Origin of the sequence: Castellaniella sp. (genome assembly GCF_004321985.1) — a bacterium.
Taxonomy (GTDB): domain Bacteria; phylum Pseudomonadota; class Gammaproteobacteria; order Burkholderiales; family Burkholderiaceae_B; genus Castellaniella.
Genome location: NZ_SCQN01000005.1, coordinates 78,922 through 95,193, shown reverse-complemented (window position 1 = coordinate 95,193; position 16,272 = coordinate 78,922). Strand labels below are relative to the sequence as shown.

The window sequence follows — 16,272 nt, the reverse complement described above, 5'->3', positions numbered from 1 at the left end:
TCAGCCTCCGATGGGGTGCCGGGTGACGGTTTGCAGCGCAATGCTCCGCACGCTGCTCGCGGCCAGATAAATCCCGACGCTCAGCGCAGAGATCCAGAAGCTGACCGGCCAGTCGGTCAGGTAGGCCAGTGCGATGCCAAGCCAGGCCTCGAGCAGCGCCAGCAGGATGGACAATATGATCCCGTTGCCGGCTCCGCTCGTCAGTCGCTGTGCGGCCGCCGCCGGGCATACGAGCAGCGTGAATACCAGCAGGACGCCGACGATCTGGATGCTGGCGGCCGTGGCCACGGCGACGATGATCAGGTACAGAATGCCTACCGTGCGTAGCGAGACACCTTTGGCTTCGGCCAGTTCGGGCTGCAGGCTCGCAAACAGCAGGGGCCTGGAGATGAACGCGAGCAGCACCAGGCACAGCACCGTGCTGACGCCCAGGATGCGCAGCGTGGATCGATCGACACCCAGCACATTGCCGAACAGCAGTGCCGTCACCTGAGAGGCGTAGGCGGTGAAGAAGTGCAGGAACAGCATGCCCAGGCCCAGTGACAGGGCCAGTACGGCGCCGATGGCGACGTCGCTGCCGCGCAGGCGCTTGCCCAGCGCCCCCATTGCCGCCGCACCCAGAATCATGAACGCCAGCATGCCGAAGATGGGCGGTGTGCCGATCAGCGCCGCTCCCGTGGCGCCGGCAAAGCCCACGTGGGACAGGGCGTGGCCCGCGAATGCCTGGCCGCGCAAGACCAGGAAGTACCCGGCTGCGCCGGCCAGGATGGCGACCAAGCCACCCGCCATGAAGGCATTGCGCATGAATTCGTAGTCAAGCATCGTGAACATGGTCAGCCTCTTCTGCAGCGGTGTTGCCAGCCATGACGAAGATGCGCTCGCGGTGGCGGATGACATCGATCGACGTCCCGTACAGCCGTGAGAGCACGGGCCCCGTCACGACCGATTCGACAGGCCCCAGCACCGCGTGGCTGCGCCCCAGGTAGAGCACCTCGTCGAGTGCGCCCAGCAGCGGATTGATGTCGTGGGCGCTGAACAGCACCGTGGCTGCGAGCTCCTTCCGGATTTGCCCGACCAGGCGCACGACAGCCTGTTGGTGGCGGGGATCCAGGCCCGCCAGCGGTTCATCGAGCAGCAGCAGTTGCGGGCGCCCGATGAGTGCCTGGGCGAGCAGCAGGCGCTGGCGTTCACCGCCTGACAGATCTCTCAGCGGCCGGTCAGCCAGGCCGCTGCCTTCGACCAGATCCAGCGCCCACTGCACTTCGGCCCGTACCTTGCGTGTGGGCCAGAAGATCCCCCACCGGTGGCCTTCCACCGCGCTTGCCACGAAATCGTAGCCGCGCAGCGGCAATGACAGGTTGGTCGTGCGGACCTGGGGCATGTAGCCGATCCGTGCATTGCCCGCCGCGACGTCCGCCCCCAGGACTGAAATCGTGCCGCCGCTGGGCCTGACCAGGCCGAGGATGGCCCGCATCAGGGTACTTTTCCCCGCGCCATTGGGGCCCAGGACCCCCACGAAGCGGTTGGCGGCGATGGTCAGGCTGATGTCCGACAGGACGGTGTGGCCAGACAACTGGATGGTCAGATGGTTCAGGGACAGTGCGTCGTTCATGGCTGACTGGCGAGTTTCGCTTCGATGTCCGAGAGCTGCCCGCTGATCCAGGTTTGAAAGTGCAGGCCTTCCGGCATGGTTTCCGTCACGCCCACGATGGGGATGTGGTGTTCCTCGGCGATGCCTTTGGCCCGTCTGGTGAACGAGTCCTCTTCCTGGCTGTTGTAGAACAGGATTCTGACCTGACGGGTCTTCAGATCGTTTTCGAATGCTCCGATCTGGCTTGGGCTGGGCTCGGTATTGTTCATCACCGCCAGTTGCAAGGGCTGGTTGCGCATCGTCAGGCCCAGGGCGCCGGCCATGTAGCCGAACACCGGCTCCGTGGCGGTCACCGGGGTGCCGGTGTAGCGCCCGCGAATGAGCGCGATGGTGTGCTTCAGTTGCTCCAGTGCCTGCAGGACATGTGTGAGGTTGTCCTGGTAGCTGATGCGCCCCTCGGGATCGATCGCGCTGAGTTGGCTGGCGATTGCGATCGCGACTTTCGGCATGGTCTGCGGGTCGTACCAGAGATGGGGATTGGCACCGGGCGGGGTACCCAGAATCTGGCTGGCTCCGATCGCCCGGCGGTCTGGCGCGGGTGCTGCCGCCAGGAGCTTTGCCATCCATGGGTCGTAGTCGGCGCCGTTGTAGATCACGAGCTGGGCGTGGGTCAGGGCGCGCGCGACTGACGGGCTGGCCTCGAACATGTGCGGGTCCTGTTCGGGATTGTTGAGAATGCTCTGGACTTTCACGCGCGTGCCGCCGATCTGGGACGCAATGTCTCCGTAGAAGTTTTCTGCAGCCACGATCTGAACCGGCAGTGATGCCGCCAGACTGCTGGCTGCAGACGCAATCAGCATCGTCGTTGCAAAAGCGATCTTCGCGAACACCCGCATGGAGACCTCTATCTTGTTTCTTGAAAAGGTTACGTTATAACATAACAATCATCTCGTCGCTTTGCTGAGGCCGGCTGGCGTGTGGGCGCAAAAAAACTCCCCGAACACCGGGGAGCTTTCGTGATGCAGTGTTTGCGTAGATAACGCTCAGTCTTCGAGCAGCGCGTGCAGCATCCAGGCGGTTTTCTCGTGCACGTCAAGCCGCTGGGTCAGCAGGTCGGCTGTGGGCTGGTCGTTGGCGAGGTCGGCGACATCCAGCGCCTTGCGGCACGTGCGGGCCGCTTTTTCGTGACCGTCGACCAGTATCCGCACCATCTTCAGCGCCTTCGGTGGTTGTGCGGGCACGTCGGGCAGGGTGCTCAGCCGGCCGAAGTCCGCATAAGAACCCGGTGCCACGAAACCCAGCGCGCGGATCCGCTCCGCGATGGGGTCGACGGCATTCCAGAGTTCCGTGTACTGCTCCATGAACATGGTGTGCAGCGTGTTGAACATGGGACCCGTTACGTTCCAGTGAAAATTGTGGGTCGTCAGATACAGCGTGTAGGTATCTGCCAGCATCGTGGACAGTTCCTTGACGATTGCCGCCCGGTCGGCCTCCGAGATTCCAGTGTCCATCTTGCGTCCCTTGCGGGATGTGGTTTTCGTGGTTGCCATGGTCAGACTCCTTGTACCGTTGCGTGGTCCAAAAGATGTTGCTTGCTTGAAAAGTGGCGCATCCGTAGGGAGTCTACTGGATTCGATCAAAATGATAAAACTGATTATTCCTATTTTATTGATAGTTCATGTCTATCAAAAGGAAACGCCACGTGAAGCTTCAGTCCACTTCCTCGATCTCCTGACAAAATCGGTCTCCTGCGGGACCGATTCAGAACCAGCGCCCATAGCAGCGGATGTAGAGCGTCTTGATGATCTGAGTCAGGCTGATGTACCCCGCGATCGTTGCAATCAGCCAGAACCAGAAAGTCCCTGGGAGTCGGGTGAACCCCATCGCTTCGGCAAATGGCGAGAACGGCAGCCAGCAACCCACCAGGACGGCTGTGGCTGTGGATAGCAGGACAGGCAAGGCCGCCGTGCTTTGCACAAACGGGATCCTGCGGGTGCGCAGCATGTGCACGACCAGCGTCTGAGATACCAGGCTTTCGATGAACCAGCCGGAATTCAGAACCGCTTGCCCCGCGCTGCCGCCATGGGAGAGATAGAGCGTGCCGGCGCCGAAGACGAACCACATCAGGGCAAAGGTGGTGATGTCGAACACCGACGACGTCGGGCCCAACCACAACATGAAGCGGCGGATATGGTACGCATCCCATTTGCGCGGGCGCTTGAGGAAATCCGGATCCATGCGATCCCAGGGCAGCAGCGTCTGTGACAGGTCGTAGATCAGGTTGAGCACCAGCAACTGCAGGGCCAGCATGGGCTCCCAGGGCAGCAATGCGCTCGCCACCAGTACCGAAAACACGTTGCCGAAGTTTGAGCTGGCCGTCATGTTCAGGTATTTGAGGATATTGCCGAAGGTCTCGCGGCCTTTGATGACACCCGCTTCGAGCACCATCAGGTCCTTTTCGAGAAGAATGATGTCAGCCGTCTCCTTGGCGATGTCCGCTCCGCTGTCCACCGAGATCCCGACATCGGCGTCGCGCAGGGCAGGAGCATCGTTGATCCCGTCGCCCAGGAATCCGACGGTGTGGCCATTGGCCTGTAGGGCCTTGACCACGCGGGCTTTCTGCAGGGGCATGAGCTTTGTGAATACGGCGGCCTGTTCCACCAGGTCGCGCAGTTCGTCGTCGGACAGTCGTTCGATGTCCTGCCCCCGCACCGGGTCTCCGACATTCAGGCCGACCTGGCGGCAGACTTTTGCCGTCACCACCGGATCGTCGCCCGTCAGTACCTTGACCGCCACGCCATGTTCCTTCAGCGCGGACAAGGCAGGCGCCGCCGAATCCTTGGGGGGATCCAGGAAGGTCAGGAAGCCGCGCACGGTCAGACCCGCCTCATCTTCCTTGGCGTATTGATTCCGCACCTCCGACGGGTCGATTTCACGAGTGGCGATGATCAGCACCCTGAAACCGTCCTGGTTGAAGGTGCGCGCGATCCGCAGGAGTTCGGCGCGCTGCCCGGCGTCCATGGGCAGCGTCGTGTCGTCGATCTGCTGCACGCGGGTGCAGATATCCAGCATTTCGTCCACCGCACCCTTGCAGATCAGCAGGTGCTCGCCGCGCGCGCCTTCCAGTACGACCGTGAGTCGCCGGCGCACGAAATCGAAGGGCAGTTCGTCGATCTTCCGGTAATTCTCCGAACTGGCGAACGTCTCCGCCTGGCTGGCATGGCTGATGATCGCCACGTCCATCAGGTTTCGCTGTCCGCTCTGGTGATGGCTGTTGAGCCAGGCCAGGTGCAGGATTTCCGCCTGTGGCCGTGCCGCGGCGTCGAGATACTGATCCAGAATGATCCGGTCCTGGGTGAGGGTGCCGGTCTTGTCCGTGCATAGTACGTCCATGGCGCCGAAATTCTGCACTGAGTTCAGGCGCTTCACGACGACCTTGCGGCGGGCCATCATCACGGCACCGCGCGCGAGGTTGGCGCTGACGATCATGGGCAGCATCTCGGGGGTGAGGCCGACGGCCACGGCCAGGGAGAACGTCAGGGCGCTCAGCCAGTCGCCCTTGGTGAGGCCGTTGATCAGGAACACGACCGGCACCAGGACCAGCATGAACCGGATCAGCAGCCAGCTCACGCTGTTCACGCCACGGTCGAAGCTGGTTTCGACGCGCTTGTGACTGACCACGTTGCGGGCCAGTGCGCCGAAATAGGTCGAGGCGCCGGTAGCAATGACGAGCGCCGTAGCCGTGCCGCTGACGACGTTCGTTCCCATGTAGCAGACGTTGGGCTGATCCAGCGGGCTGGCGCCGGCGCTGGCGGCATCGTGCGCCGACTTTTCGGCCACGGCGCCCAGCGTGTCGTATTTCTCGATGGGCAGCGCCTCGCCGGTCAGCGCGGCCTGGCTGATGTACAGATCCCGGGACGTCAGCAGGCGGACGTCGGCCGGGATCATGTCGCCCGCCTGCAGCGCGATGATGTCGCCAGCCACCACGTCGCTCATGGCGACCTCCTGGCGGACGGGAGGCGACGAAGGCTCCGGGCGCCGCAGTACGGTGGCCGTGGTCCGCACCAGCGCCTTCAGCTGAGCCGCGGCCTGTTGCGAACGGAACTCTTGCACGAATCGGAGCAGCCCGCTAGCCGTCACCATCACCATCAGGATGGCAACCCCCGTGTAGTCGGCGTCTCCCGGTGCGGCGAATTCCACGCCGGTCAGATAGCTGATGGCGGCCAGGGCCAGCAGCACCAGCACGAAGGGGTTGTAGAACGCCTGCAGCAGCTGCAGCGACCAGTGCAGCGGTTTGTCGCGGGCCACCTCGTTGGGGCCGTCGTGCAGGAGACGGGACCTGGCCTGGTCCATCGTCAGCCCGTCGGGTCGGGTGTCGAGCGCGCCCAGTACGATCGGCAGTGCTTCGGTGGCGTAGCGGGCCGTGCGCCGCAGGGCCTGGGTGTCGCGTGCCGATGGCTGGGCGCGCTTCAGGAAATGGAGCCGGCGGTTGCGGCTTTGAGTCAGTTGTGTCATGGCATGCTCCAGACGGTCACCGGAGCATGCCCTGCTGACACGATCGCCTAGGCGTCCGTCAGTGCGGGTATCGGATCCGGTTCGACCGCTTGCGGGGTCGTAACAAATGTCTGTGCCGGCACGGGAGCGCGCGAGCCGCGCGCTGGCGCACCAGCGGTCCTTGGTCGACTACTGTCGGATTCCATATGGACTCCTGTCGGTGAGTTCGTGAATCATCCGTCGGTACGACGCCGCCCATGCCGCATCGCGGCAAATGCCTGGAAAGGGTCGTGACGGGACGGCCATGGGTTCCGGTAGGCTCAGCCACGCGGGCCGCGAGTCTGCGCGGAATCCATTTGAAATGCGGAAGGAACCAAGCCGGGCCCATAAAGCGGCCCTGGAGATGCTGCGCCCAACCTGTCAGGGCACGGCAGAAGACGGGATTCTGCGTGTCCTCAGGCAGCGCTGCCGATCAGTGATCGGCGACAACTGGCGTCGGTTTCCACAGAGGGCTCCCGGAAATGAAGATGGCAGGATTTTACATTTTCGGGCGAATGGAAGTCAATTGCATTCCTGGATGGTCCCCGTCAGAACCCCAGGCCGATCGCCAGGCCGCCGGCCACCAGCCCCGAGACCAGGACGCCTACAATCAGGGTGGCGATTTCCACTCGTCGGAATGATCTGGCCACCATGAAAAGCGACGGCAGGCTGATGGGCGGCAGGGTGACCAGGAGTGCGGCGGCCGGTCCGGCGGCCACGCCCAGCGCCAGCAGCGCCTGGACGATGGGGACCTCGCCGGCCGTGGGAATGACGAACAGCAGCCCCGCGACGGCAGCGGCTGCGATCCACACCAGGCTGTTGTCCAGACCGGCATCCAGCACCGGGAACAGCCAGGCGCGGGCGGCGCCCAACAGCAGAACCAGAATCAGATACTCGGGCAACAGACGGATGGCCATACCCACAAAAGCCTTTGCCCATTGGCGCAGTGCCCGGAGGGGGTCCATCCGGCTGGGGCCGAGCGGCGTTGCCGGCGTTGGCGACTTTGCGCAGGGCTCGTCCGTGGCGCCATGGGCCCGGTTCATGTGATTGAGCACCCACCCCAGGCCAAGCACCATGACGATGCCCAGCCCTAGCCTGAGCCCCACCCAGTGCCATCCCAGCACGAAACCCATGAAAACCAGCGTGGCTGGGTTCAGCATGGTGTTGCCCAGCCAATAGGCGGCTGTGCTGCCGGGGGCGGCACGGCATTCACGCAGCCCGTTCACGACGGGAGCCGAACAGCAGGTGCACATCATGCTGGGGACCGACAGCAGGCTGGCCGCAATCACGCTGCCGGCCCCCGTGCCGCCCAGCCAGCGCTGGATCCAACGCGCCGGCAGCAGCGTCTGCATCGCCGAACCCAGCAGCAGGCCCAGCAGCAGGGCCTTCCAGATGGCGGCGCCGTACGCCAGGGCATAGCCTAGCGCCGCCTGCAGCGACGGTTGGGGCGTGGTGCCGCTGGCACCGGTCAGAATGGACTGGCCGATCGAATGCGTCTGCGCGGCGACGAAGGCGCGTCCGTAGTAGGGGGACCACTTGACGTAGAACAGGCCGATCAGGGCAATCAGCAGAAAGACCACGACGCCCCAAGCGGGATGGATCGTGTGTCGGGTGGCAGCAGGGGGGTTCAAGATGGGGTACCTGAGGCGGATTGAAAGACTGGCCGCATGTTACTGCGATCCCGGCCGTTTTGACTACGATTGGTCATACCTCGTACGTTGGGTAGCAGTATCCTGCCAAGGGATTGCCTACCATGGTGGCCGCACGATACGCTGTCATGGTGGCCGGCGTCACCCGGGCAATGTTTCATCGGCGTGCAATGGAGGTTTTCAGGAATGATAAAGACTGTTCTCTTTGCGGCTGCGCTGGCGACTGTGTCGGTGTCTGCGCAGGCCCAGGTGGGCGTGTCCATCAGCGTGGGCGAGCCGGGCTTCTACGGCCAGCTCAACATCGGTGGCGCGCCGGTGCCGCAGCTCATCTATCCGCAGCCGGTCGTGATCGCCCCCGCGCCGCAGTTCGTGGGTGTGCCGCCCATCTATCTGCGGGTTCCTCCGGGGCAGGCCAAGAAATGGCGCAATTATTGTGGACGGTATAACGCTTGCGGCCGGCCGGTGTACTTTGTGCGCGACGACTGGTATCGGGACCGTTATGTGCCCTATTACCGCGAGCATCACGGGGGCTATGATCGCGAGCGCGGGCGTGGCTACGACCGCGGCGACCGTGGTGATCATGGCGACTGGGGTCGCGGGCGTGGCCATGGACATGATGGTGACCAAGGAAACGGCCGCGGCCGTGGCCACGGACGTCAGGATCACTGAGCGCTCACAGGCCCGGGCACCGCGCCCGGGCTTGCGCTACAATCCGTACCGCTTCACCTTTCGAAGCATGCTAGGGGTGCCGCATGAGCGGCTGAGACAGTCCCTTGGAACCTGATTGAGATCATCCTCGCGCAGGAAAGCATCATGAAAGCACATACGCTCGGCATACTCATGCTGGGCAGCCTGGCCTTTGCCGCCAATACGGTTGCTCACGCAGATACTTCCTTCAATCTTTCCGCTGTTTCGCTCTACAAGAGCCGGGGCGTGGATCAGAATGGCCGAAATCAGGCCGTCGATCCTGCCGTACAGGGGGGCGTGGATTACGCTTCGCCCGGCGGCTTCTACTTGGGCAACTGGAATTCCTCGGGCCGGTTTGGCAACGCCAATGTGGAAATGGACCTCTACGGGGGCTACAAGGCGCAGCTGAACAAGGACCTGGGGCTGGACCTGGGCTACATCCATTATGTCTACCCGAACGAGGGGTCCTGGAACGACGGTGAGGCCTATGTAGGGCTCAGCTATCAGCAGTTGACCTTCAAAACCTATCGCGGCATGCGCCCCAACGTCAACGAGGGCGATCTGTATTACCAGCTCGCGTACGTCTACCCGCTCACCGGTGCGCTGAACCTGAACCTGGGGCTGGGGTATCTGCACTATCACGTGGAGGACCTGAGCAACAAGACCGACTACAGCGCGGGGCTGAGCTATGCCTTCGCAAAGCACTTTACGGTCTCAGGCACGGTGGCGGGCGCCGACCATCGCAACGAGGTGGACGATGGGTCGCGGGATACGCGGTTCATCCTGGGACTAGGGGCGACGTTCTAGCGGTTTGGCCGTCGTTGGCCGGGCGTTTCGCCCGGCCCGTCAGAATGCGTAGCTGCCGCCAATGGAAGAGCGCATCTGGGTCTTCTGCTGAACCAGCGGGCTGTCAGCCGCGTCACCCACGATACGGCTGGTGCCGACGGAGCCGGTCAGACTCAAGCGGTCGGTGACGGCGTACTTCGCTGCGACGCGCAACGACACGTCCTTGATGCCAGAGGACGGCGTATAGGCGCTCAGGCCAGAGTTCCCCGCCACGTCGGCTGACACGCCGAAGTAGCTGTTCATGTATTTCTGGTTGGCCCAGCTTGTGGCCACGCTGGGTGTCAGCGTGAGCGAGTGTGTTGCTGCATATGGGTAGGACAGACGCGCGTTGACCAGCACCCCCCGATCCTGATGGGTCACGGCCCGGGTGGCTGAAAGCCTGAGCACATAGTCGGATAGCCGCGTTGAGACAAAGGCGTTTGCGCCCAGCGCATCCGGGAGGCCGCCGACGCCGTGTGGGACGTCGTTCTGATCGTAGCCCCACATGATGTTGGCGCCGATTCCCATCGTCAGGTTCTGTGTCTGGACCAGATTCAGGCCGACGCCGTCCCCTGTACTGTCGTAGAAGCCGTCGCCAGTATGGGCAAAGAACCGCCCCGATTGCGCGTTGACGATGGGGAACGGACGCGCCTTGTAGTCCCGGGAACCTTCGTAGCCCGGCATCATGGTCATTCCCGCTCCCAGTGCGACCTGACCCGGTCCGTCCGCCTGAGCGATTCCCGGGACTGCCAGGCTGGCGGCGACCAGGGCGCAGCCTATCAGTGCAAGACGGGATCCCTCGCGGACTTCGGGATAGGCAGGACAACGCATGAGCGGCTCGGTGACACATGTAAGATGAGGTGACGGAATCCTAGTCCCCCGGTTGCAGGGCGTCAAGCGGGCCGCCAAGTCCGCCATTTCGGCTCCGTTTACGAAAACACCCGGCGCGGGCCGGGTGTGAGGCTGGTTTCAGGCAAGGATTGGTGGCGCGGCTCAGCCTTTGACCCGGTGCAGCGTGTTGCGGTCAGTGTGGTGCATTTCCTTTCCGATGGCCGTCAGTTTCAGCACCAGCGCGGAGTTATAGGTAAAGGTGTCGTCGGCGTTGAACGTGAAGGTGCTCTCGAAGCTGCGAGCCTCGGCGTGCTGCATCAGATATTTGTTCTGCACCAGTCCGTATGTGGGCGAACCTGGCGTGGCCTTGAAGTGCAGGGTCCTGTCCGAAGGTTTGGCATCGCCTCCAGCCAGAATCGCCAGGCCACGTGGAACGGCGAAACATCGAAGCACTTGCCCGGTGGACGCTTCCCACAGCAGGTAGCCGACTTCGTCGTGGAAGGGATCCATGGCTTCTTCGCCATGGCGCCAGGCCGTCATTTCGTAGTTCAGGCCCTGCATGGTCTGCTTGCCGTTTTCGACGATGGGGATGGGCTTGAACCAGGCCTTTTCGAAGTATCCGGTATCTGCTGTCTTGTCTTCCTTGTTGTGGAAGGACACGTCCAGACCGACGTTGCCTTCCCAGTGGCCGAGGAATGGTTCTAAAGGACCCAGGACGCTCATGATGACACCTTTTACAAAGTGGATAACGCTTGTCAGATTAGCTTTTCGGTTTGCCAAGTGCAATTGCTGTGACCTTTGGCGGTCGCCGGACACTAAAATATCCGAGTAAGCTGCTCTGGTGGGCGCGGCGCATGTCCGCGCGTTCTGTATCGGGTCATTCCAAATGCCTTTGAAATCCATTCTGGTTGTGCAAATGGGCCTGCCGCCCCGTGATCTGGTCACGCGTCAGGGCGAGCCCGCAGACTGGTTTGCGCGGGCCCTGGGCCTGAAACGCACGGACCTGCGGGTCGTGCACCCCGAACGCGGCGATGCTCTGCCATCGCCCGATTCGTTTGCGGTCGCGCTGATCACCGGCTCCTGGGCAATGGTGACCGACCGGCTGGACTGGAGCGAGCGCACGGCGGTCTGGTTGCGTGGGCTGATCGAGACAGGCAAGCCCCTGCTGGGGGTCTGCTACGGCCATCAGCTGATGGCGTATGCCATGGGCGGTCGCGTGGATGACAACCCGCTCGGGCGGGAGCAGGGAACCTTTCCAGTGACACTCACGGCGGCGGGCCGCCTGGATCCGTTGGTGGGAACCTTGCCTTCGCCCTTCATGGCACATCTGTCGCATGCGCAATCTGTTCTGAAAGTGCCCGCCGGTGCCACAGTGCTGGCTGGCACGGCGCATGATCCACACCAGATCCTGCGCTATGGGCCCGATACCTGGTCGTGCCAGTTCCACCCCGAATTCACCGTCGACATTCTTCGGTTGTGCCTGGCTGGGCATCAGCGCAAGCCCGGCGAGCTGCCGGGCCGGGTAAGCGACCCGGCCGATGTGCGGGATACGCCGCTGACGCGGGGGCTGATGCAGCGCTTCGTGGCAGAGCACGCCGTGCTGCAGCCCGAGATCCCGTGACGCTCAGGGTTCTGCATACCGCAGACTGGCAGATGGGGCGCCAGTATGGGCGGTTTGCGCCCGAGGATGCGGGCGTCCTGGCAGAAGCCCGATTTTCGACCGTAGAGCGGGTGGCCGCACTGGCGGCGGAAAAGGGTGCGGACGCCGTTCTGGTTGCGGGAGATGTGTTCGATGCGCAGACGGTGTCGGATCGCACCATCCGGCGGGTATTCAACGCGCTGGAGGGTTTCCCGGGACCCTGGATCATGATCCCTGGCAATCATGATGCGGCACTTGCCGAAAGCGTCTGGACGCGGGCCCGCCGGCTGGGCGCAGTGCCCGATCGTGTTCACGTGCTGCTGGAACCGGCCGTGCGCGAGTTTCCGGACTTGGGCTTTGCGGTGCTGGCGGCGCCGCTGACGCAGCGCCATACCCACGAGGATCTGACAGCCTGGTTTGACGGCGCGGAAACAGCGCGAGGCCTGCTGCGGATCGGGCTGGCGCACGGCGGCGTCCAGGGCATCCTGGCTGAGGACATCGATTCCTCCAATCCCATTGGAACCGACCGCGCGGCGAGTGCGCGGCTGGATTATCTTGCACTGGGGGACTGGCACGGAATGAAGCAGGTCGATGCCCGGACCTGGTACAGCGGGACGCCCGAATACGAACGTTTCAAGGACAACGGCGCAGGGCAGGTGCTGTGGGTCGACTTCACGGAACCGGGACAGCCGCCCGTGGTCATGCCGCAGGCGGTCTCGCAGTACCGGTGGCTCGCCTGGCAGGAAGACCTGTCGGTGGCGTCGGACCTGGATCCGCTGCTGCGGCGTCTGGAACATCTGGCGCCCGAGGTGGTGCTGAGTCTGACGATCTCGGGGCGCATCGATCTGGCCGGAAACCTTCGTCTGCAGCAGGCGCTGTCGGTTGCGCATGGCCAGTGCCGCAGCCTTCAGTGCGACGCCAGCGCCTTGCGGCTGATGCCCACCAATGAAGACGTGGCCGCGCTGCGGGCGGATGGGTATCTGGGGGACGTCATCGCTGACTTGCGGGAACTTCAGGGCAGCGGTGATGCGGCTTCCGCCGAGACGGCGCGTGAGGCGCTCGTGCTCATGGCGGAGCTGCTGCGTGAGCGCATGGATGGCGGGGATTCCGCATGAAACTGCGCCGTTTGTGCATCGAGCAGTTCCGTCAGTTCCGTGAGCCGCTGCAGATCGAGGATTTCGCTCCGGGCGTGAACCTGTTCGTGGGGCCCAACGAATCCGGCAAGAGCACCGTGGTTCGCGCCATTCGTGCGGCGTTCTTCGAGCGCTGCAAATCGAGCAGCGTCGAGGATCTGCTGCCCTGGGGAGATAGTTCCGCATCGCCCAGCGTGACGCTGGAATTCGACTGGCAAGGGGAGCGCTGGAAGCTTGCCAAGCGCTTTCTCAAGCAGAAGCGCTGCGATCTTGAGATCGACGGGCGCCGCTTCAGCGGCGAAGAGGCTGAAGACCGGCTGGCGGACCTGATGGGCTACCATTTTTCCGGAAGGGGAGCCAGCAAGGCGGAGCATTGGGGGATTCCCGGTCTGCTGTGGATCGAACAGGGGATGGGCCAGGATATTCAGTCGTCGGTGCAGTACGCCGGCGACTATCTGAAGTCGGTGTTGGGTGAAAGCCTGGGCGAGGTCGCCAGCAGCGCGGGTGACGCTCTGATCGCCCGGGTCGAGCAGGAATGGCTGAAGCTGGTGACGGCGAAGAAGCACTCGCCAACCGGGGAATACGCGGATGTTCTGAACGATCGCGAGGTCTGTCGCACGCGCCTGGATGCGCTGAATGCCGAAATCGACGGGTATCGTGAGCAGGTGGATCGCCTTGCGGATCTGCGCTCCCAGCTGATTGCGGATGTCGGCCGTCCCTGGGAATCGAGTCGTGCGCAGGCCGCTCAGGCGGCGGCACATCTGGCGGAGGTACAGGGCTGGCGACAGGCGCAGCAGCAGGATGGCCAGACGTTGCAGCAGATGGAGGCCAGTCGCCAGCTTTGCCTCGACCAGCTGGACGCCTTCGTCCGCCAGAAAGACGAGCTCGCCGAGCGTGACCGGACGGTCGAGAGAGCCGTCGCGTCGGTGCAGGATCAGGAAGCCCGCCAACCCGTGCTGCAAGCGTGTCTGAAAGATGCGCAGGACGCGTATGAAGCCGCCGAGGCGGTGTTCGGCCGTGCCCGCCAGCACGAACGGCGCGTGTTGCTGCGGCACTCGCTCCAGCGGCTGGAACGCGACCAGGACGGGGTACAGGATCGCCTGAAGCGGTCTCGCGCGTTGCTGGAGCAGTTGCGCCTGCAGCGCAGCGAATTGCAGACACTCCGCATGGACGCGGCGTCCTTGAAGCGGCTCAGATCTCTGATCCAGGAAGGCAGCCAGCTCGACGTCATGCAGCAGTCGCTGGCCACGCGGTTGCGTTTTGACCTGCAGCCCGAGCGGCACCTTGATTTGGGCTCTGATGTGCTGGAGGGGCAGGGCGAACGCCTGTTGCTCGAACCGACGGATCTGGAGCTTCCGGGGCTGGGCCGCCTTCAGATTCTGCCGGGCGGCCAGGATCTGCCGGATCTGGCACGCCGCCGCCAGGCCGCGCAAGCGGCTGTCCAGGAGTGTCTTGCGGAGCTACGGGTCACGGACCTGCTGCAGGCCGAGGCTGTCGCTGAACGGCGCAACACGCTGCAGGGCGACATCCGGCATGCAGAGACGATGCTGAAGACGCTTGCGCCGGAGGGCGTGGAAAGCCTGGTGGCGCAGCAGGCGAAGTCGCTGGCCGATTTGCAGGCCGCGCGCGCCGACCTCGCGGCGTTGCCCGCGGCAGATGGAGACGATGCTCTTCCGGTCGCCAGCGTGGCCGAGGTGGGGCGCGATATGGCGCGTGAGGCTCTCAAGGCCGCCGAAGGAGCCGCCGCTGGCGGCGAACAGGACCTGAATCTGGCCCGGCAGGCGCTGACCAGCGCCCGCGCCGAGTCGCAGCGGCTGGGCGACCTGCTTCGTTCTTCGGACCGCCAGGCGCAGGAAAAGGCCCTGAACCTGCGGCTCATCGAGCAGAATGCCCAGATGGTCTCCCTGCAGGATGCCATCGATGGGCGTCGCGCGCAGATCGATGCGGCCCACCCCGATATCCTCGAGCAGGACGTGCAGCGGCTGAATGCGTCGGCGGATGCACAGGAATCGGCGGCAGAACGGCGCCGGCAGGATCTGGCGGGTCTGCAGGGCCGGCTCGAAGCCCTGGGGGCTGCCGGCCTGGAGGAGCAGCAGGCGGAATGCGCCCAGCGTTTCCAGTATCTGGACCGGCGGTGTACTGAACTGGAGCAGCGCTCGGCAGCGCTCGGTCTGCTGCTTGAGCTCCTGCAATCCCGGCGACAGGCCTTGACGCTGCGGATCCAGGCGCCGCTGCAACGCCACCTGCAGCACTATCTTCAGTTGCTGTTCGGGCGATCGAATCTGACAGTGGATGAGAATCTGGTGCCCGAGACGCTGGTTCGCGGCGAGCGTGACACCGAGTCGCGTACCGACTATGAATCACTGAGCTTTGGCGCTCGTGAGCAGATGGGGCTCATCAGCCGGCTTGCCTATGCGGATTTGCTTCAGGAAGCGGGGCGCCCGACGCTGATCATTCTGGATGATGCGCTGGTGCACAGTGATGCGACCCGGTTGTCTCAGATGAAACGAATCTTGTTTGATGCGGGGCAGCGGCACCAGATCCTGCTGTTTTCCTGTCACCCGGACAACTGGCGGGATTTGGGCGTTGCGGCGGTGGAGATGGAATCGCTCAAGCGTTCCGTTCGCTGATCATTCATGTTGGCGAGTCTATCGGACACTGACTGTGCCGCAGTACGCTATGTGCTGGATTGATCTTGATGGTGAGGACTTGAGGTATGACTGGCAAGCTGATTTTGTACACCGATGCGAATTTCGTCAGCCCTTACGCGATGGCCGCCTTTGTGGCGCTCGTGGAAAAAGGCGTCCCTTTTGATGTGTCTCCCGTGGACCTGGCCAAGGGTGAGCAGCACAGCCCCAAATACCAGGCGCTTTCCGCGACAGGCAAGGTCCCGCTGCTGGTTCATGGCGACTTTACATTACCGGAATCCCTGGCCATCATCGAGTATGTGGATGAGGCCTTCGAAGGCCCCCGCCTATACCCTGAAGATGTGCGGGATCGTGCGCGGGCGCGCCAGATTCAGGCATGGGTGCGCACGGACTTGGCGGTCATCCGCCAGGAACGTTCGTCGGAAAACTTGTTCCAGAAGCCGGTGCGGCCTCTTCCGGGCCTGAGCGATGCCGCACGCCAGGCGGCCGATCGGCTGATCGCCTTCACCGAGCACCTGTTGCCCCATGGGGCGAAGCAGTTGTTCCGCACCTGGAGCATCGCGGATTTCGAATTGGCGTTCATGTTGAACCGGCTGGTTGCCGTGGGTGATGCGGTTCCGCCCCGCCTGGTGGATTATGTGCATCATCAATGGGATCGTGCGTCGGTGCAGCGCTGGGCGGCGCTGTGGCAATCGCGCGTTCGTTGATTCCGCACCCTCTGGCGAGCTGGCGACGA

At 63.6% G+C, this 16,272-nt stretch carries 14 protein-coding genes and 1 riboswitch; of the genes, 6 read left to right on the top strand and 8 right to left on the bottom strand.

The features are described 5' to 3' along the window. From EPN31_RS00750 to EPN31_RS00725, 6 genes are all read right to left on the bottom strand, one after another. Positions 1–822: a metal ABC transporter permease gene (locus tag EPN31_RS00750; protein WP_291768144.1), complete on the bottom strand. Its 822-nt coding sequence runs from the start codon at positions 820–822 to the stop codon at positions 1–3. Next, entirely contained in the window at positions 815–1,612 is a 798-nt protein-coding gene (locus EPN31_RS00745) for an ABC transporter ATP-binding protein (RefSeq protein WP_291768107.1), read from the bottom strand. The genes EPN31_RS00750 and EPN31_RS00745 overlap by 8 nt, the downstream gene beginning before the upstream one ends. After that, positions 1,609–2,487 (bottom strand): zinc ABC transporter substrate-binding protein, encoded by an 879-nt coding sequence (locus EPN31_RS00740; RefSeq protein ID WP_291768106.1) that lies wholly within the window; start codon positions 2,485–2,487, stop codon positions 1,609–1,611. The genes EPN31_RS00745 and EPN31_RS00740 overlap by 4 nt, the downstream gene beginning before the upstream one ends. A gap of 147 nt (positions 2,488–2,634) precedes the next feature. Continuing rightward, on the bottom strand, positions 2,635–3,141 hold the full coding sequence (locus EPN31_RS00735) for a DNA starvation/stationary phase protection protein (RefSeq protein WP_291768105.1): 507 nt from the start codon (positions 3,139–3,141) through the stop codon (positions 2,635–2,637). A 211-nt stretch (positions 3,142–3,352) separates the two neighbouring features. Then, positions 3,353–6,106 (bottom strand): magnesium-translocating P-type ATPase, encoded by a 2,754-nt coding sequence (gene mgtA, locus EPN31_RS00730; RefSeq protein ID WP_291768104.1) that lies wholly within the window; start codon positions 6,104–6,106, stop codon positions 3,353–3,355. 566 nt (positions 6,107–6,672) lie between these two features. Further along, positions 6,673–7,755 carry a permease gene (locus EPN31_RS00725; RefSeq protein ID WP_291768103.1) on the bottom strand — a complete coding sequence of 361 codons (1,083 nt, stop codon included), beginning with the start codon at positions 7,753–7,755 and terminating at the stop codon, positions 6,673–6,675. 204 nt (positions 7,756–7,959) lie between these two features. Here EPN31_RS00725 and EPN31_RS00720 point away from each other — a divergent pair, with 204 nt between their 5' ends. Together EPN31_RS00720 and EPN31_RS00715 are read left to right on the top strand one after the other, a co-directional pair. After that, positions 7,960–8,442, top strand: coding sequence for a hypothetical protein (locus EPN31_RS00720; protein ID WP_291768102.1), 483 nt, complete (start codon positions 7,960–7,962; stop codon positions 8,440–8,442). A 62-nt stretch (positions 8,443–8,504) separates the two neighbouring features. After that, positions 8,505–8,597: riboswitch (TPP riboswitch) on the top strand. Then, a complete protein-coding gene (locus tag EPN31_RS00715; protein WP_291768101.1) occupies positions 8,587–9,267 on the top strand; it encodes a TorF family putative porin in 681 nt (226 codons plus the stop codon). Its footprint overlaps the riboswitch before it by 11 nt. A 39-nt stretch (positions 9,268–9,306) precedes the next feature. Here EPN31_RS00715 and EPN31_RS00710 read toward each other — a convergent pair whose 3' ends face one another. Together EPN31_RS00710 and EPN31_RS00705 are read right to left on the bottom strand one after the other, a co-directional pair. Continuing rightward, entirely contained in the window at positions 9,307–10,116 is an 810-nt protein-coding gene (locus EPN31_RS00710) for a MipA/OmpV family protein (RefSeq protein ID WP_291768100.1), read from the bottom strand. A 162-nt stretch (positions 10,117–10,278) separates the two neighbouring features. Continuing rightward, positions 10,279–10,839 (bottom strand): FABP family protein, encoded by a 561-nt coding sequence (locus EPN31_RS00705; RefSeq protein ID WP_291768099.1) that lies wholly within the window; start codon positions 10,837–10,839, stop codon positions 10,279–10,281. 163 nt (positions 10,840–11,002) lie between these two features. Between EPN31_RS00705 and EPN31_RS00700 the strand changes: the two genes are divergently transcribed. The 4 genes from EPN31_RS00700 (at position 11,003) to yfcF (ending at position 16,243) form a co-directional block, all read left to right on the top strand. Further along, the gene (locus tag EPN31_RS00700; RefSeq protein ID WP_291768098.1) at positions 11,003–11,737 is read left to right on the top strand and encodes a glutamine amidotransferase; all 735 of its coding nucleotides are present in this window, start codon (positions 11,003–11,005) and stop codon (positions 11,735–11,737) included. Then, complete coding sequence (locus EPN31_RS00695; RefSeq protein ID WP_291768097.1) at positions 11,734–12,870, top strand: DNA repair exonuclease; 1,137 nt, start codon at positions 11,734–11,736, stop codon at positions 12,868–12,870. Before EPN31_RS00700 ends, EPN31_RS00695 begins: the two co-directional genes overlap by 4 nt. Then, positions 12,867–15,518 carry an AAA family ATPase gene (locus tag EPN31_RS00690; protein WP_291768096.1) on the top strand — a complete coding sequence of 884 codons (2,652 nt, stop codon included), beginning with the start codon at positions 12,867–12,869 and terminating at the stop codon, positions 15,516–15,518. The genes EPN31_RS00695 and EPN31_RS00690 overlap by 4 nt, the downstream gene beginning before the upstream one ends. An 86-nt stretch (positions 15,519–15,604) precedes the next feature. Then, the gene (gene yfcF, locus EPN31_RS00685) at positions 15,605–16,243 is read left to right on the top strand and encodes a glutathione transferase (protein ID WP_291768095.1); all 639 of its coding nucleotides are present in this window, start codon (positions 15,605–15,607) and stop codon (positions 16,241–16,243) included. The last annotated feature ends 29 nt before the right edge of the window (positions 16,244–16,272 follow it).